10 protein-coding genes are annotated in these 18,257 nt (G+C 56.8%); 7 read left to right on the top strand and 3 right to left on the bottom strand.

Annotated elements, in window-relative coordinates:
* The first annotated feature begins 220 nt into the window (after positions 1-220).
* From AB3G88_RS07175 to AB3G88_RS07150, 6 genes are all read left to right on the top strand, one after another.
* A complete protein-coding gene (locus AB3G88_RS07175; RefSeq protein ID WP_480453548.1) occupies positions 221-1,513 on the top strand; it encodes an OprD family porin in 1,293 nt (430 codons plus the stop codon).
* A 48-nt stretch (positions 1,514-1,561) separates the two neighbouring features.
* Positions 1,562-2,545, top strand: a complete 984-nt coding sequence (locus AB3G88_RS07170) for a Bug family tripartite tricarboxylate transporter substrate binding protein (protein WP_099587508.1) — start codon at positions 1,562-1,564, stop codon at positions 2,543-2,545.
* Between the two features lie 61 nt (positions 2,546-2,606).
* Positions 2,607-3,065 (top strand): tripartite tricarboxylate transporter TctB family protein, encoded by a 459-nt coding sequence (locus tag AB3G88_RS07165; RefSeq protein WP_480453547.1) that lies wholly within the window; start codon positions 2,607-2,609, stop codon positions 3,063-3,065.
* Position 3,066: 1 nt separating this feature from the next.
* Positions 3,067-4,581, top strand: coding sequence for a tripartite tricarboxylate transporter permease (locus tag AB3G88_RS07160; RefSeq protein ID WP_099587510.1), 1,515 nt, complete (start codon positions 3,067-3,069; stop codon positions 4,579-4,581).
* On the top strand, positions 4,574-5,602 hold the full coding sequence (locus AB3G88_RS07155; RefSeq protein ID WP_191947529.1) for an AbrB family transcriptional regulator: 1,029 nt from the start codon (positions 4,574-4,576) through the stop codon (positions 5,600-5,602). The genes AB3G88_RS07160 and AB3G88_RS07155 overlap by 8 nt, the downstream gene beginning before the upstream one ends.
* Before the next feature lie 172 nt (positions 5,603-5,774).
* Positions 5,775-9,275, top strand: a complete 3,501-nt coding sequence (locus AB3G88_RS07150) for a YncE family protein (RefSeq protein WP_480453546.1) — start codon at positions 5,775-5,777, stop codon at positions 9,273-9,275.
* 80 nt (positions 9,276-9,355) lie between these two features.
* Here the strand turns inward: AB3G88_RS07150 and AB3G88_RS07145 are convergent, their stop codons facing one another.
* Positions 9,356-9,499 carry a hypothetical protein gene (locus tag AB3G88_RS07145; RefSeq protein WP_480453545.1) on the bottom strand — a complete coding sequence of 48 codons (144 nt, stop codon included), beginning with the start codon at positions 9,497-9,499 and terminating at the stop codon, positions 9,356-9,358.
* 202 nt (positions 9,500-9,701) lie between these two features.
* Between AB3G88_RS07145 and AB3G88_RS07140 the strand changes: the two genes are divergently transcribed.
* A complete protein-coding gene (locus AB3G88_RS07140) occupies positions 9,702-13,286 on the top strand; it encodes a YncE family protein (RefSeq protein ID WP_480453544.1) in 3,585 nt (1,194 codons plus the stop codon).
* An 88-nt stretch (positions 13,287-13,374) separates the two neighbouring features.
* On the opposite strand, the gene AB3G88_RS07135 is transcribed toward AB3G88_RS07140, so the two are convergent.
* On the bottom strand, positions 13,375-15,573 hold the full coding sequence (locus AB3G88_RS07135) for an autotransporter outer membrane beta-barrel domain-containing protein (protein WP_480453543.1): 2,199 nt from the start codon (positions 15,571-15,573) through the stop codon (positions 13,375-13,377).
* A gap of 299 nt (positions 15,574-15,872) precedes the next feature.
* The gene (locus tag AB3G88_RS07130; RefSeq protein WP_480453542.1) at positions 15,873-17,903 is read right to left on the bottom strand and encodes a hypothetical protein; all 2,031 of its coding nucleotides are present in this window, start codon (positions 17,901-17,903) and stop codon (positions 15,873-15,875) included.
* Positions 17,904-18,257: the final 354 nt, after the last annotated feature.

Here is an 18,257-nt window from a genome sequence, read left to right as displayed (position 1 = left end):
TCATGGGTGGTCGATGCCACGCCTTGGCGGGCAGTTTACAGGCGCCGCCTGCCCTGTGAAGCCCGAAAACATTGAAAGGCAGTTGAAAGGTTAGTGAAAGCTTCGCCCTTTAGCATCCAGACACGGTAGGCCCTGCCTGCCCAGCTACCTCAACCGTAGCGCCCGAAAAACGCCTCGATGCGTTTTCGCCAGAATAAGAACAATAACGGAGTGCACCACGATGCTGTCGACCCAGCCCCAGGCTTGCCCGCCTGTTCGTTTTTCCCGCCTGACCCACACCGCCCTTGCCAGTGCCGCGGCCCTTGCCGGCTTTTCGCCGCTTAGCCAGGCTGCCTTCTTCGAAGACAGCAGCGCGACTCTGGAAACCCGCAACATGTACTTCAACCGCGACTTTCGCGATGGCACCAGTGCGCAGCAATCCAAGCGCGACGAATGGGCCCAGGGCTTCATGCTCAACCTGCAATCAGGCTACACCGACGGCACCGTCGGTTTTGGCGTGGATGCGCTGGGCATGCTCGGGGTCAAGCTCGACTCCAGCCCCGACCGCACCGGCACCGGCCTGCTGCCGACCCATGACGATGGTCGCGCCGCCGATGAGTATTCCAAGCTGGGTTTGACCGGCAAGGTGAAGATCTCCGCCACCGAGTTGAAGATCGGCTCGCTGATGCCTGAACTGCCGATCCTCAAGCCCAACGACGGCCGCATCCTGCCGCAGACGTTCAACGGTGGCCTGCTGACCTCCAGGGAATTCAAGAACCTGACGTTCACCGGCGGCCGCCTGGACAAAGCCAAGGACCGCGACGACAGCAACTACGAGGACATCGCCCTCAACAACAAGAACAGCCGCTTCCTCAGTGGCGCCACCGGCAAGCACTTCAACTTCGGTGGCGTGGACTACAAGTTTGCCGACAAGATCACCGGCAGCTACCACTTCGCCCAACTCGACGACGTGTACCGCCAGCACTTCCTCGGCCTGGTAGCCGCACGCCCGATGGGCCCCGGCACCTTCGCCACCGACCTGCGCCTGGCCATCAGTGATGACACGGGTGCCGCCCGTGGCGGCAAGATCGACAACACCTCTCTCAACGGCCTGTTCAGCTATGCCCTCAATGGCCATAAGCTCAGCGCCGGCTACCAGCACATGTCCGGCGACAGCGCCTTCCCGTATGTGGATGGCAGTGACCCGTACCTGGTCAACTTCGTTCAGATCAACGACTTTGCCGGTGCCGACGAGCGTTCCTGGCAGGCGCGCTATGACTACGACTTCGCCAAGCTGGGCATTCCCGGCCTGAGTTTCATGAGCCGTTACCTGTCGGGTGACAACATCAAGCTCAAGAACGGCGAAACCGGCAAAGAGTGGGAGCGCAACACCGAGATCAAGTACGTGGTGCAAACCGGTACGTTCAAAGACGTTGCCGTACGCCTGCGCAACGCCACCTACCGCTCCAACTATTCGGCCCGTGACGCGGATGAAATGCGCGTACTGATCAGCTACAGCGTTGCCCTTTGGTAAGGGTGCTCAGGCAGTAGAACCTCACAACAAAAAAAGACGGAGATAACCATGACCCCTTCACTGCGTAAGTTTGCCCTCGCCGCCGGCTGCATGCTGTTTGCCGGCCAACTGTTGGCCGCCGATGAACCCAAGCGCCCGGAATGCATCGCCCCGGCCTCCCCCGGCGGTGGTTTTGACCTGACCTGCAAACTGGCGCAAAGCGCGCTGGTCAACCAGAAGTTACTGAGCAAGCCGATGCGCGTGACCTATATGCCTGGCGGCGTGGGTGCGGTGGCTTACAACGCGGTGGTCGCCCAGCGCCCTGCCGATGCGGGCACTCTGGTGGCCTGGTCCAGCGGTTCGCTGTTGAACCTGGCACAAGGCAAGTTCGGTCGTTTTGATGAAAGCGCCGTGCGTTGGTTGGCAGCCGTGGGCACCAGCTACGGGGCTATCGCAGTGAAAAGTGATTCGCCCTACAAGACCCTCGACGATCTCGTAAAAGCTTTGAAGAAAGATCCGGGCAGCGTGGTGATCGGTTCCGGCGGCACCGTCGGCAGCCAGGACTGGATGCAAACCGCCCTGATCGCCAAGGCTGCCGGGATCAACCCCCGCGAGCTGCGGTATGTGGCCCTCGAAGGCGGCGGCGAAATCGCTACGGCCCTGCTCGGTGGTCACATCCAGGTGGGCAGTACCGACATCTCCGACTCCATGCCGCACATCCTGAGTGGCGACATGCGCCTGCTGGCGGTGTTCTCCGAGAAGCGCCTGGACGAGCCGGAAATGAAGGACATTCCGACCGCCAAGGAGCAAGGCTACGACATCGTCTGGCCAGTGGTGCGCGGCTTCTACCTCGGGCCAAAAGTCAGCGATGCCGACTACGCCTGGTGGAAAGACGCGTTCGACAAACTGCTGGCCTCCGAAGAGTTCGCCAAGCTGCGCGACCAGCGCGAGCTGTTCCCGTTCGCCATGACCGGCCCGGAGCTGGACACCTACGTGAAGAAACAGGTGGCTGACTACAAAGTGTTGGCCAAAGAGTTCGGCCTGATCCAGTAATCGACCCCCTGTTCGCGCAGCCACGTCTGTGCAGAGCACAGACGTGGCTCAGGAGTTTCCCATGCTCTTACAACGCATTTTCGCGGCCGTGCTGTTACTGGCCTGTGTCGGCCTGGCGCTGATGGCCTGGCCGTATCAGGCGGCTTTTTCCTACGAGCCCGTAGGCCCAAGGGCCTTCCCATTGCTGCTGCTCGGGCTGATGGGCCTGGCACTGGTTTACATGCTGATTCGTCCGCAACCGACCAAACACACCGACGATGAACCCGCGCTGGACCGACCCACCCTGATCAAGATCGGGATCTGCGTGGCCTTGTTGCTGGTGTTTGCCGGCACTTTCGAATCCTTGGGTTTCATCCTCAGCAGCATGCTGATTGGCATTCCGATGGCACGGCTGTATGGCGGCCGCTGGCTGCCCGGTGCGGTGATCATCACATTGATGAGCGTCGGTCTTTATCTGCTGTTCGATAAAACCATGGACGTACCGCTGCCCCTCGGTCTGCTCGACGTTCTGGAGAACTGATATGGATACTTTTGGCTATTTGGGCCAGGGCTTCGGCATCGCGCTGAGCCCCTACAACCTGGTGACCGCGTTGTGCGGCACCTTGATCGGCACGGTGGTCGGCCTGTTGCCGGGCCTGGGCCCGATCAACGGCGTGGCGTTGTTGATCCCTATCGCGTTTGCCCTGGGCCTGCCGCCGGAATCGGCGCTGATCCTGCTGGCGGCCGTGTACCTGGGCTGCGAATACGGCGGCCGTATCAGCTCGATCCTGCTGAACATCCCGGGCGAAGCCTCCACCGTGATGACCACCCTCGACGGCTACCCGATGGCCCGTAAAGGCCTGGCGGGCGTGGCGCTGTCGTTGTCGGCATGGAGTTCGTTCATCGGTGCGTTTATCGCCACCTGCGGGATGGTGCTGTTCGCCCCGCTGCTGGCCAAGTGGGCGATTGCTTTCGGCCCGGCGGAATATTTCGTCCTTATGGTGTTTGCGATTGTCTGCCTGGGCGGCATGGCCGGTGACAAACCGCTGAAGACGTTTGTCTCGGCGCTGATCGGCCTGTTCCTGGCGTGTGTCGGCATCGATGCCAACAGTGGCGTGTACCGCTTTACCGGTGACAACATCCATCTGACCGACGGCATCCAGTTCGTGGTGCTGGTACTGGGCCTGTTCTCGATCAGTGAGATCCTGCTGCTGCTGGAGAAAACCCATCGCGGCCAGGAAGCGGTGAAAGCCACCGGACGCATGATGTTCAACGCCAAGGAAGCCTTGTCGGTGTTGACCGTGAACCTGCGGTGCGGCGTGTCGGGCTTCATCATTGGCGTCTTGCCAGGCGCCGGCGCGACCATGGCTTCAGCCGTTGCCTACATGACCGAGAAACGTATCGCAGGGGCCAGCGGCAAGTTCGGCCAAGGCGACATGCGCGGCCTGGCCGCGCCGGAAACCGCGATCGGCGCGTCGGTCTGCGGCGCCATGGTGCCGATGCTGACCCTCGGCGTACCCGGATCGGGCACGACAGCGGTGATGATCGGCGCACTGTCGCTGTACAACATCACGCCAGGCCCGCTGCTGTTCCAACAGCAACCGGACATCGTCTGGGGCCTGATCGCGTCGTTGTTTATCGCCAACATCATGCTGGTGATCCTCAACATCCCGATGATCCGCATCTTCACACGCATTCTTGCCGTGCCGAACTGGGCGCTGGTGCCGGTGATCGCCATCATCACCGCGATTGGCGTCTACGCGGTGCATGCCACCACCTTCGATCTGTTCCTGATGATCGCCATCGGCATCTTCGGCTACATCCTGCGCAAGCTGGACTTCCCACTGTCGCCGCTGCTGCTGGGCTTTATCCTCGGTGGCCTGATGGAGCAGAACCTGCGCCGTGCCCTGTCGATCTCCAACGGTGCGCTGGAAATCCTCTGGTCGAGCCCGATCACCTTTGGTGTCTGGGTACTGACCGCCATCATGCTGCTCGTACCGTTGCTGCGTATCTGGCGCAAACGTGCGCAACAGCGTCGTGCCGTGGCCGATGTCTGAGGTCACCTTCAGACATTGGTGGGGAACACCGCTGGTCGGCCTGGCCGGCGGTTACCTGGCCAGCCTCGTCGGCTGGCCGTTGCCGTACATGGTCGGCTCGTTGCTGGCGATCATCCTGGTGCGTTGTCTCACGCCTTGGCAGTTGGCCGAGATTCCCGGCGGGCGCAAATGCGGCCAATGGGTGGTGGGCATCGGTATCGGCCTGCACTTCACCCCGGTGGTGATCGAACAGGTGATGAGCCACTTCGGCCTGATCTTCTTCGGCGCGCTGGTCACCAGCCTGTCGAGCGTGGTCGGCGTGTGGCTGATGCGCCGCAGCGGTGAAGACCGCGCCACTGCGTTTTTCTCCAGCATGCCGGGCGGTTCCGGCGAGATGGTCAACCTCGGCGCCCGCAATGGCGCGGTGCTCAGCCGTGTCGCGGCGGGCCAGAGCCTGCGGGTGCTGGTGGTGGTGTTGTGTGTGCCGGCGATCTTCAAGTACTTGCTGGAGGGCGGTGCGCCGCAGTTTCATCCGGCGCCGGTAAGTTGGGCCTGGCTGGCGTTGCTGTTTCCAGTCGGTGCGCTGGTAGCCTGGGGATGGCAGCGCTTGCGTCAGCCAAACCCGTGGTTGTTCGGGCCGTTGCTGGTGAGTGCCACCGCCAGCGTGGTGTGGGATCTGCATATCGGTTTGCCTGACGGCGGCAGCCAGATCGGCCAATGGCTGATCGGCAGCGGTTTAGGCTGCCACTTCAACCGTCAGTTCTTCCGGCGCGCTCCGTCGTTCATGGCGCGCACCCTGATCGGCACCGCGCTGACCATGGCGCTGGCGACGCTGGCGGCGGTGGGCTTGAGCGCCCTCACCCATCTGGACCTGCGCTCGTTGACCCTGGGCATGATGCCCGGCGGCATTGCCGAGATGAGCCTCACGGCCGAAACCCTGCAACTGTCGGTGCCGCTGGTGACGGCGATGCAGGTGATGCGGTTGTTGTTTGTGTTGTTTCTGGCGGAGCCGTTATTTCGGCATTGGAACCGTCAGCCCTGACCCCTCTGTTTCAAGTGGCCCGTCCTGGGCCACTGACCATTCGTCGGCACTGTTATTTCTCACAGGTATCCGAACAGTTCCTCGTGATGCTGAATGAACTCAGGTCCTGCCCCCTCCCATCATGTTGAGTTCGGGCCGAGGCTTTCACTCAATTGTCCGAGGGTTTTCAACCATGGCATTCGATATCGTTCCCATCTCACCTTACGCACCGCTGTCCGAAAATGAAGATGTCTATGACATTGACCTGAGTCAGCCTGAACGATTGGATCCGGTATTCTTCAGTCAATTGGTAATGGATATTCCCAATCTCACAACCCCCTATCAGGGTTACGCCGGGGCGTTGAATAGGGCTGCCCTGAACGTTACGCCTGAAAAAGGCTTGTTGGTGGTATTGCGCCCCTATTTGGGTATGCAGGAGTTTGACTTCGTCGAGGTATTTTTCGGGGACCCGGTCATCCCGGTTGATTCAGTAGTAATCAGTGATATTCAAGCCGCCAATGGACTTGCAATCGCACTGTACGTCCCTCCCGTATGGTTGAATTATGGTGCTGTCGACAATGTGTTTTTCAAGGTAACCCGCGTCGGTGGCGGATATGAGGAAAGTTCTAAAATAAAGGTATTCATCGATAATGAATTACCGGCAGGTCCGAACCCTTCGATCGCAACGCCCTACCACGACTACGTTGATAAACCTATTTTCGAACAACGTATTCTCGATAACGGGATACGCCCCGACGATCTGGTGACAGGCGTCAAAGTCACCATCAACAACTATCCGAATCGCTCGGGGCTTTCACCGAATTACAAGCGTAAAGCCCGAGACCAAATTGTTCTTCGATTAAACGGCCATATTCAAAGGCATATCGTGACGGAGTACGAGGCCGCCGGCGATGCGCCGATTGTAATGACGCTTTATGCAGGCTTTCTCAGCCAGCTCGGCGACGGGGGCGTCATTGCTGAGTACACTGTTTACGACGAAGCCAACAACGTGATGGACTCACAGTCGCCCATTCAAATGCTCATGTCGTTCGTTGGCGGCGGACCACTGCCGTTGGATGCGCCGTTTATTTATGAACTTGATAATCATGGAAGATTGGATGTAGACCTGCTTGAAGGACGAAACGCTACCATCGGCGTCTACATTAGAAACAAAGACTATAAGATTGACGACACACTTATTATCACTATGCAGGGTGTTGCCTATGATGGGGTTATTACCAAAACCGAATATCGGTACGAGGTCAAATCCATTTTTTTAGATGCACAAGTTGTGCTACCAAACGCACATTTAGTCGGGCTCGTAAACGGGACGTTGCGTTTGTCCTACCGCCGTGTTCGTACGGGGGTCACACCGGACCGACCTTCGGACATATGCATTTTAGAGGTTATAGGTAAGGGCACTCCCGTAGGCCTTGCGCCCGCTAGTATTCTTCAAGCGCCAGATGGCAATTTACCCGCTGATGTAGTTGCAGCGACATTCGTAATCGCTCCCTATCCCGGCCAAGACTCGCTTGACGCCGTGTACCTCCACCTGATTGGTACCTATGCCAATGGCACAGCTTATTATCGTCGCATCGGGCCAAGGCGGCCGGGCACCGGCAACATTATCATTAACGTGATCAATGGCCCGGAAGGGGAGATTGCCGGGCTAGAGGGCGGTGACCTGCAATTTCATTATACGGTTGTCAATGACCAAGGCTCGCGCAAATCCCAAGATGCGAAAGTTGATGTCGGTAATTTGGTGGCGACATTGCGCGTGGTGCACATTGAAGAAGCACCGGCACCCGACTATATTTTTGACCCCAGTAAAAGTTTGTTTGGTGCATCCATCATAGTAAGAGCCAACCCGCTCTTCACCCTGGGCAGTACCGTCACCCTGTACTTTGTGGGCAAAGCGGCAGGAGGCAGCACGACCATTCCTCATCCAATTACCCAGACGTGGGAAAATACTGACCTGTATTTTGACGTAGCCCGGTATGTGGTTCTGCAAAACCTGGATCGTTCAGCGACGATTTACTACACACTCACTAAACCCAATGAACGAACCCGGTTGTCTCATGCTGTAGAGATGCGCGTTGGTGCGGCCATCCAACTGTCCGCACCCGGAGTGCTCGAATCAACGGTCATTGTGCCAGGCGTCAGTGTCAGTGTATTCCCGTTGCACTTCGTAAACCCACCCGTCGGCACGATTCGCGTGACCTATAACATGCAGAATACCGATCAAATTCAGCCCTATATCAAAGGTAAAATGGGACTGGGTAGCCCACACATCCCTGCGAAGCTTGGAAATGCCGCATTAGGTTATGTGGACTTCGACTTACGAAATCCGGTCATCGCCGCGCATTTGGGCGAGACGTTTACAATCGACTATGAAGTGAAACGAGGCAATTCAATTCTCCCTTCAGACCCCCTGACTGTACAGGTAGAACCGCTTCCCGATTCCGTGATAAATGTGGTGACCATCCCCGAAGCCCACGCGGGCCAAGTCGATGCCAATGCCAACAATACCGTGCAGGTGCTGGCCTATACCTTCATGACGACAGGGCAGCCCGTTTGGATCATCTTCGAACATGACGATGGTACGCCAGACTATGTGCTGCGTAATGGCGACCCGCTAACGCCCGCAGAGTCGAGCGCGAAGAAAATCGTGCAAATCATCCCTGGCACGTACCTGCGCTCGCGGCCCAATGGCAGCCAAATTCGGGTTAAAACACTGGTTTCAATGGACGGTTTCGGTGACAGGAACACCGCCGTACAATTGGGCAAACCGTCCTATTCGATTAAAAGACAGGCGGGGATCATTGCCCATGTCAATGTAGGGGGCGCACCGGCAAGACTGGTCGTCAGCCCCGATGGCAGTCGCGTTTACGTTGCCAATTTGACCTCTCATTCGGTGTCAGTGATTTCGACGGCCACCTATCAAGTTATTTATACCATTACCGGTCTGAGCAGACCATACGCCATGGCTATCAGTCCCAACGGCGGCATCCTGTATGTAAGCAACTTGGGCACGAAACAAGTTACCGTTATCAACACTACCAGCTATGCATTTATCAACCAAATAACGGGTTTGGCTGGTCCTTACGCACTTGCTTTGAATACGCTGGGAACGCGCTTATATGTTACTAGCTACGATTCCAATGCGCTGTATACACACGACACTTCCTCCGGTGCGCGCCTGTACACACTCGGGTACTCGTACGCTTTTTCAGTGACGCTAAACCCCAGTAATTCTCGCATTTATGTGGGGGCAAACACCCGCGTATACACCGTCGACCAGCCAAGCAATACCGCCGTGGGATCCTTGGCGGGTTTCAATCGCGCTCGTGAAATGGCTTACAGCCCTCACAACGTAAGTGCCAAGCCAACACTGTACGTAGCGAACACAGATGCCCATAACATTCATATTGTGAATACGGGGACGAACGTCATCCGTAACACCCTTACGGGTTTCAACAATCCCAGCGGCATTGTCATGCACCCCACACAACCATTCGCCTATGTCTCGGACTTCAGTAATAACAGCCTGAAAATCATAAACACCGATGAAGAAACCGTCATTGATGCAGTGGAAGGGCTCAATAGCCCGTTCGGGGTCGCTATCAGCCCAGACGGCTCCACACTCTATGTCGCCAACTATGATGGCAACTCTGTCACTGTCATCAGTACATAAGCTTCAGGGCCCAGCAAAAAATGCTCCGCACTTCGCTGTGCGGGGCATTTTTTCAATGGTGCCCTTAAAAACCAGGTGGCCTATCCGTCCGCTGAGTAGTTGTTGATGGTGTCGAGTACCGCAGCCGACCATGGCAACTGCCAGCGATTGGAGGTCACCGCCGCCGACGGTACGAGGATGTTTGTCGCTAATACGGCCAGCAACACCGTATTAATCGTCGACATTTAACGCGTTTGTTTCACCCGAAAAAAAACAGCCCTGCATCTTACGATTCACCGGTTCAAGTGGCCCGTCCTGGGCCACTGACCACTCGTCGCCACTGTCATTTCTCACAGCTAGTCAACGTCGGGTCGCAGGGTATTGAATCCTCTGGCGGCCCCCTCACTTCGCGGTCGCCTTTCGTACGGTTCACACAGGATTGCGACCATGAATCAAGACATCAACCCCGCGCTGTTGCTCGTGAAAACGCCCGCTACGCCGTCCTCATCACAATCCGATGATTTGCGCCGCGAGGGGTTTACCCTTCCCCAACCCGCCGATGCACTTCTGACACCGGCGTCCTTTGCCAGCGTACCGTTTTCTGACCTGCCCCTTTATCTGCCAACCCTGAGCAACCCGGTAGTGGGCTACGATGGCGGGCTTAATCGCGCCGCGCTGGATGTCGCCGCCATAGGGGTGATCTGTATCCTGCTGCCCTATCTTGGCCAGTCCGAAGGCGACTTCATTGAGCTTCGGCTCCATAATATCCGGGTCGACTTTCATACCGTCACTGACGACGAAGCAGCAAACAGCAAGCAAATCATCCTGTTTGCACCCAGCGGCGCTTTTTTGCACGAGGCCGGCAATACGCTACAGGCCTTTGTCACGCGCATTGGGGGTGGAACCGAAGAAACCAAGCGTTTCAATCTCCTGGTTGACAGTGAACTGCCCGGCGGGCGTAACCCGATTGCCAGCACGCCAGAGAACGAAAACCTGAAGTTGCCGCGCTTCCCTCAGGAAATCATCGACTTTGGGGTGGACAAGGACAACGCAGGCTCGCCCATAGAGGTCCTTATCGACTTTTACCCCGCCAACCGAGCGCTGCCAGCGGTCAACCATCGCAAAGTGCGCGATCGTATTCGCTTGAGCATTGGCGGGGTCATTGTCGAGCACAGCGTCACCGAGTTCGAAGCCTCGGGCCGGGATCCCATCACGGTACTCGTCAACCCAGGTATCTGGCCACAGGTCGGCAGTGGCGTGCACGTCTGTGAATACAATGTGGTCGACGAAGTGGGCAACGCCTCCGATGGGTTTTCCCCGGCGCAGGTGATTGAGGTGCGACTGGATGATTCGACCGAACCCTTCTTGCCGGCCGCCTTCATTTTTGAGTCTGAGGACGATGGTCATGGCAATGACGCTCTCAACTACGACAAGCTCAACGGCACCAATGCCAAGATTACTGTGCCAGTCCGCGGCTGGGGCTACCTGGTCGATGACATCATCCGTGTGCGGGTCATTGGGCTGACACAGGGCGGTGTACGCATCACCAACTTCTACAATTTCACCGTCACCTCCACCACGGTGATGTTCGCCAATATCGAGTGGCCCAATGCCGATATCCAGCCTTTGGTCGGCGGCCGGATCCAGATCACTTATCAGCGCCTTCGGACCGATGTACTGCCTCGCAACTCCGAGAGCACACTAATCAATATCATCGGCACCCCCATCGACACCAGTTTGCCCGCGCCACTCGTGCCCGATGCTATCGGCGGGGTACTGCCGCCAACAATCAATCCGGTGTTCGTGCATATCTTGGCCTACCCCGGGCAGGACCCCCAGGATCGCATCACCCTGTTGCTGGAAGGCGCCTATGCCAACGGGAACCCTTACTACGACGAGCGCACTGAGCGCGCCGGCAACGGCGACATTTACTTTGAGTTGCCCAACGGCCCCAATGGCGACATTGCCCAGTTGGAAGGCGGAAGTCTCCGGCTGTCCTACAAGGTCAATGACGCGGCGGAACGACCACAGTCGAAATCGCTTGCCCTTGATGTCGGCGACTTTCAGGCCTCACTGCCGGCTCCCGTGCCACGCCAGGCGCTGCCACCGCACTACGTGTTCGATCCGGACACTCAGCGCGGCGATCTGAATGTCACCGTCACCCGCCACGCTGCGTTTGTGCTCGGCGCCAGGGTTACCCTGCATTTCGAAGGCAGCGCCGCCGGCGGCAGTGCTCCGCCCAACGAATTCTCGATCAACAGTAACTGGTTCGGCCGGGACCTGCCTTTCATCATCCCACGGGTTTACGTGATCGCCAATTTGAACGGCACGGGCAGGCTTTACTACACCGTAGAAGTACCAGGCCAACGCACGTTGTTCTCCTTTGAAGTGGTAATCACGGTGGGGGCGGCCTTGAACCTGCACGTGCCGCTGGTGCTGGAAGGCACAGTGATCACGCCGACCCTGACGCGTCTGAACCCCGAGCATGTGCTGCCGCCACGGCCGGAAGTGGTGACGATCCGGGTGAGCTACAGCCCGATGCTGCCCAGCGATCAGATCAAGGTGCGCATCATCGGCGCTGCGGGGCTCGGCACACCGGATATTCCAAGCAAACCCGGTATCCCGGAGCAGGGGGAAAACTATGTCAGCTTTACCGTCTCCAACCGCTTTGTCGGCGCCAATCTCGGCATGAACTGCCAGGTATTTTATGAGGTGATACGCGACCATGCCTCAACCCCCTCAAAAGAGCTGACCCTGGAGGTGCAAGACCTGCCGGCGCAGGAGCTGGATCTGGTACGGATTCCAGAAGCGGTGGGGGGCCAGGTTGAAACCAACAAGGCTTACACCGTGCGGGTGGACGGCTGGCCGTTCATGCGGCTGGGGCAGGCGGTGTGGATTGATCTGCTCAGCAGCAGCAATTATGCGCTGCGCATAAGCCTGCCCGTCAGTAACGAAGAGTTCAACGCCCGGCGGATCAGCATGCCGATACCGGCCAATTACCTGCGCAGCCTGCATGAAGGCGACACGCTGGAAGTGCAGGTACTGGTGTCGCTGGATGGCACGGGTTACAAGTCTTCGGCGAGGCCGTTGGAGATTTCGCCGCCGTATCGGGTCAAGAGGGCTTCGGGGGTGGTGGACGGGGCAATCGCGGTGGGCAACACGCCCAACAACCTTGCGTTGAGTTCCGACAATTCGACCCTCTATGTGGCCAACTATGGCAGTAAAACGGTTTCAGTCATCGATACCGCTACACGTAAAGTGACACGCACGATCTCGCTTGCAGCGGCACCTCGCGGCATAGCCATTCATCCGAATGGCCAAACCTTGTATGTCTCCGTTGAAACGAATTTGACGCTTGCCATTGAGACTAAGAACTTCCAGACAATCAAAGCCATGGGTGGATTTACTAATTGTTTAGCGATACGCCTAAACCCTACAGGTTCACGTCTATATGTAATTAATGAAAACCATCGCTATACACAAGAAATCGACACTTCAACTAACACATACGCAAGAAATCTTTCCAACAACAACACTTATGCAAATGCGGTTACCACTAACCGTTCTGGCAGTCGAGTTTACACGACGGGTAACTATGTAAATGAGTTCAATCAATCTGACGGCACGCTTTTAGGCAGTTATCTCAATGGAACTACAAATTCTTACGGTATTGCCTACAGCCCTACTGAAGAAGTCCTCTATGTGACAACCTTTAGGAGTTCGGCGCCTACCAATGGCAGCCTGAATATACTTTCAACAACGACCACCCCTCCCTCGCTGATCAAGAAACTCGAAAACTTGCCTCAGCCTTGGGGAATAGCATTCACACCAAACGGCGATAAAGCGTACATGTGCCTAAACGCAGACAACTCGATAAAAATCATCGATACGGCCACCCGACTCATCACTGGAGAAGTCAATACCACTACCCACCCGCTGGATCGTCCAAAAGAAATTGTTATCAGCTCTGATGGCGCGGTGGCATACGTTGCCAATTCCGGAAATAACAATGTCATTATCGTCAGCCTGTAAGCCATAAAAAATGCCCCCGCTCTTTCGAGCGGGGGCATTTTTTATTACCGGTATAGTTTAACGGCCACCAATCCCTGGACTCACCGACTTAGAAATCGTACCGCAACCCCACATTCACCCCATAAGGCTGCTTGATGTTCTTCCCGGTGCTGCGCTCAACATCCGCATGCAACTTCAGGTTCTGCGACACCGACATCGCCACACCCGCCCCCAGCTTCAGGCGCGAACCCGACAGGTCGTTGTTGAACGCGTTGTCGTTGACGAACACCTTATTGCTCTGGTCGAACTCGTGGGCCACCGCCGCCTTCAGGTACGGCTGCAACACCCCGCCGCTTTCCAACTGAATATTGCGCCCCACCGTTGTACCGATTTCACCGATGACCGAGCTTGAACGGTCGCCCTTGGCGTCCAGGCCATTGTCCAGCGTGTAGCTTTGGGCCTGGGTAATCACCGCCGCCAACTGACCATACGGTTCGACGAAATAACCGTCGTCCAGGCTGATATGGCGACCGACTTCCGCCGACGCGCCCATCGCGTTTTGCGTGTAGTTGCCCTTGGCTTTCTTGCCGTCGCTCATCGCCACCTTGGACTCGCTGTGCAGGCGGTTGAACTTGAGCACGCCGTCAAAGTAGAAGCCGCTCTCGGCATCCATCCACGTGGCATAACCGCCCACGTAGTAGCTGTTGATGGTGGCGCTGCTACCACGGTTCAGGTCCAGGTCCGAGGTGCTGTGACCCGCCATGGCACCGATCAGCCACTGGCCGTCGCCGCCCTCTACCGGCGCGTCGGCACCGAGGGTAAAACCACGTTGCGACTGGTTATAACCCAAGCCCGTCTTGTCGTTGGACACTTCGTATTTGTTGCCGTATGCGCGAGTCCACAGGCCTGCGGATTTGCCGTCGCTGAAGCGCAATTCGCCCATGCGGGTACGCAGGGTGGTCATTTCACCCAGCAGTACACTTGGCGCCGCATTGAACAACGCAAGCACGGAGTTGGTGCTCGGGCTGATCACTTTGCTGTCCGGGTCGAGGTACCAGTCCTTGCTCTCGTTGTCATCGATCAGGCTGTAGGAGTAAGTCCCCACGTCCACGCGATCACCCAGCAGGCTGAACTTGGCAACGCCATCCGCGGTATGTACCACGTGCAAACGGTCATCGCCCAAGGGGTCTGCGCCGCTGCTGGCGATCAACAGTTGGTGCTCGCCCGCAGATGTGCCGGTGACGTTGAGGAAGTCGCCCTTCAGGGTGGAAAAGTCCACGCTCATGAGGAAGGTGCCGTTCCCCGACAGGTTTTCTACGTCGAGTTGGTAGAAGTGCCCCGTATCGCCGAACTTGATGTTGCCGCCGTTCAGGGACAGGTCGCCGACCTGCTGGTTGTCGACCATGACCCAGGTGGCGTCGCTGTTGATCGCCAGCTTGTCGACGTTCTCCAGTCGCCCCGTCAAGACCGAACCGTTGTTCAAGCCGACGCTGGCAGTGCCACCGTTGTTGATCACGTCGCCGTTCATGATGGCACTGTCAAGGCTAAGGTCCAGGACGCTGCCGGTGCCCACTTGGATATTGCCGGTCAGCGCGCTGTTGTTGACGCGCATGTTGGCGTTGCCGCCGGTTTTCAACTCAAGCAAGTTGCCGTTATTGCCTATCAGGGTAGAACCGTTATTGACATCAATTTCAGCAGTGATCGGTGTATCGACCACAATGGCAGAGCCTGTCAGCCCCTCGACACGTGTACCTTCCAAGCGCAGTTCCGGCGAGTTGGGGACGGTGCTGTGTTCGCGGGTCATGCGGATGCCATCGGTAGCACCGATGATTTGACTATTGACCGCATTGGCCGCGCCACCGCGAAGGATCAACCCGGCCTGGGAACCACCTATCAGTTTCGAGTCATTGAGGTTCAAGGTGCTGTAGGAAGTTACATTGGCACCATAAGTCGCGCCGTGAATTTCACTGTTATTGCTGACCTCTGCCAAGGACCCCGTGAGCGTTGACGGATTGCGAACCACGTCCAGACCGCCCGCACGAGTGCTGGTGATAAGGGTATTGTTGATGTGTGCAGTGCTGTTGGTCAGTATCACTGCGGTGGTACTGGCAGTGGATGAAACCCGTGCGCCTGTCAGGTTTACCGTCGAGCCAACCGACTGAATGTCGCGCACTGTCCCACCGTTATGAACATTCAGCGTGGCGTTGTTTTTCAGCCGAAAGTTATCAACGTACGTCACTGGATAGACGTCTTTGGTCGTTCCGTCCAGTTCTTCCAGCGCCAGGGTTTGAGCGCTCAGGAAACACATTGGGGCAACAGCGATAAGCTTGATCGCTGCCGATAATTTGGAGTGTTTAAAGTCAGAAGAATTAATCGTGTGCATTGCCAATGAACCTCAGAAAAAGTACCAGTTCGAACCCGAAGGCCATATCGACCGGCCTTCCGTTTTCCACGGCGCAAAGACTAAGGATTGGAATTACCTTTTTATGTAGGACTTTCCTTATGAGTAGATCATCTAGCTTCGACACAACCCTGGCGTTGATTAAGCAAGCCGCAATAAAAAACCCTGTGGCCCCACAAAAAGAGGCCAACAGGGTTATGCATGGATCACAGCGACCCGAGCGCTCGCGTCGAATCTGGCACACAGGTGCCCAGTGGTGGGTAAGCACCACGGAAATCCCATTGCACCTGAACTTCATCCGAGGTACCGCGATCCGTCGTGTCAGGGCGATAGATACTCCAGCGCACACCTACCCAACCACGACCGCCGGTCCCGGTAAAGTCCCTGAACCACAACCCCAGCAAGAGGTTGATGGTGAAGCCATCCGCGATGTCGTTGCGCGATATCTCTCTAGGCGTCGTTTCCATGGTATCTAACGGGGTAGTGTTATCGGCAAATGCGTACCTGGCCGCATGCACAACTACGAGGTCACCGATTTGAAGAGCTACGTCGTCCTTGATGAAAATAGGGACTGCCACCCAAGGCGCCGGGACTAGCGGAGGCGTCAAGCGGTCGAAGCATCCAAGCCTGCCCACTGTATTGAGTACCGAGAACACCGGATCTGCAAGCCCCGACAAGCTGTAGAGTTCAACCTTGACGCTCTGGTCGGGAGAGTGCTTGTAGTTGATTGCATCGCGAACCTTGTAATAACAAGGTATGGCATCGCCGTTGCCATACATTTCGATAATGTCCCAACCAATCTCCAACGCAACCTCGAAATCGGGAGCTTCACTACCGGTGACGTCATAAGTGTCAGCCAGCGTCCCGCCCATAATGCCGTAGTAAACATCAATAAAAACGCCGGCGGTTAGCCCTGAAGGAATAATGAACGTCGCCGTGGCCGGGAAACCACGGTCAAGTTCTACCAAATGGTTCTCATGACCTTCATTGCCTCTGACCGTTGGTGGATCATAGTTGGGGTCAACGGGGCCTGGGCCAGGGTTATCCGTATCACCGGGCTCACCTATATTCACCGCAACGGTGATCGTTGGCGAGGGGATAGTCCCTAGCCCGTCACGGCTGATGGTGCAGTGGACATCGGCGTCGTACATGTCCCCATGTGAACTGATCACATCGAACGTAGCCGTGCCATCAAGCGGGAAGATAGGGAACACACCTACAGGTTTCTCGTAGATCAAGGTGCCATGCCAGAACATTCGAACCATATCAGTCGAGAGCCAGTCGACAATATTCCCCAAGCGTACCGTTACACCATTACGCGCCTCTTCCTTATCGATCAAAGGCGCCTCCAATACTTGAAAGTTTTCCAACACGGGTTCGTTAGCGGTGGCGACTGTCACGGTCCGGGTAAAAGACGTCTGCGTCTCGTTGCCTCCACGATCAGTTACATTGTAGGTAATCTCCCGATCGCCCGACCCGCCGGCCAGGACAATCGCGGTTGTAAAAATCACTTCAGCACTGCCTGTCAACGGAAAAACACCCGTGATACCGATTAAATCCTTACTCCCGAAAAATGCCTGCCAGGTATCTCCGGGGCGGTTGTCTGCCATTCGTTGGATTCGACACACCAACCCGGGTTTGCCAGCCAGATAATCCGGTGTCACTGGCCCCGACAGATCGGTTGGCAAGGTAATGGCAGCCGGCCGGTTATTGAGGTTGGGGTCGAGTGCGTCGACAAACGCACGGGTGATGTCAGAGGGAGCTACATTGCCATTGGCATGAAAGATCGTATAGGTGATCTCCTTTTCACCATGGGTTTGCAGCTCGGCGTGCGGTTGAAGAGTGAGAATAAAAGGATCAGGTGGCGCTGGATCGTCGCCACTGTATTCGTAGTAGCCAATCATTCGGCCGTTCGCACGACAAAAAATAGTGTCGAGTTCCCCCGGATCTGCAAGTGGAGCCCAGCGTGGAAGGGAAAGCGTCAAACCGCCGGCCTGGACAGCGTGGGGTATGAGATTGGGTTGACCGTCTGCCGATTGGTCAGGGTCGGGGGGAACCACTGGCAAGTTAGGAAGTGCGTTGACAAGCGTGGGAGCAGGCGCAGCGGCTAAAACCCTCTGTGTCCCTGCGCGCGTGCGCTGCGAGGGTTTACGGGTAGCTTTTGCTTTCGCAGGCAACTTTTCGTTCGCCTGCGTTGCTGGCGTTTTGGCCTTCGACAACGGTAGTTTTTTTGACATGATCCAAAGCTCCTTGCATGGGGGAAAGGATCTGGATCCGGACAACGGTATTTCACCCACAGACCTGCGACCCTGTTAATGGAGATGTCATTCGTCATCTCCAGCTATCACTGCAACCTGACAACGGTTAGTCCATTAAACCTCAGCCTCGCTCACCGCATAACTGTCAATTCTCACAACTTGCCAAACGCCAGAAAATATGCAGTTTGGCGTTCGACCGCTAAATGTCGGTGAAGCGTCTTTTTTCACTACGTGCGAGCATCTGCCAGGCGCTGAACAGCGCAAAGGGTTCTATTAAAAAGGCTGGCGACGGCATGCAGACCACATGGGAAGGGCATTGCGCCCTTCCCATTT

This window comes from Pseudomonas arvensis (genome assembly GCF_056688935.1).
This window is presented reverse-complemented; position numbering and strand designations above follow the sequence as displayed.

Excerpts from the sequence above, each read along its gene's own strand:
- AB3G88_RS07175 (WP_480453548.1), top strand. The coding sequence starts at position 221 with ATGCTGTCGACCCAGCCCCAGGCTTGCCCGCCTGTTCGTTTTTCCCGC.
- AB3G88_RS07170 (WP_099587508.1), top strand. The coding sequence starts at position 1,562 with ATGACCCCTTCACTGCGTAAGTTTGCCCTCGCCGCCGGCTGCATGCTG.
- AB3G88_RS07165 (WP_480453547.1), top strand. The coding sequence starts at position 2,607 with ATGCTCTTACAACGCATTTTCGCGGCCGTGCTGTTACTGGCCTGTGTC.
- AB3G88_RS07160 (WP_099587510.1), top strand. The coding sequence starts at position 3,067 with ATGGATACTTTTGGCTATTTGGGCCAGGGCTTCGGCATCGCGCTGAGC.
- AB3G88_RS07155 (WP_191947529.1), top strand. The coding sequence starts at position 4,574 with ATGTCTGAGGTCACCTTCAGACATTGGTGGGGAACACCGCTGGTCGGC.
- AB3G88_RS07150 (WP_480453546.1), top strand. The coding sequence starts at position 5,775 with ATGGCATTCGATATCGTTCCCATCTCACCTTACGCACCGCTGTCCGAA.
- AB3G88_RS07145 (WP_480453545.1), bottom strand. The coding sequence starts at position 9,499 with ATGTCGACGATTAATACGGTGTTGCTGGCCGTATTAGCGACAAACATC.
- AB3G88_RS07140 (WP_480453544.1), top strand. The coding sequence starts at position 9,702 with ATGAATCAAGACATCAACCCCGCGCTGTTGCTCGTGAAAACGCCCGCT.
- AB3G88_RS07135 (WP_480453543.1), bottom strand. The coding sequence starts at position 15,573 with ATGTGTTTCCTGAGCGCTCAAACCCTGGCGCTGGAAGAACTGGACGGA.
- AB3G88_RS07130 (WP_480453542.1), bottom strand. The coding sequence starts at position 17,903 with ATGTCAAAAAAACTACCGTTGTCGAAGGCCAAAACGCCAGCAACGCAG.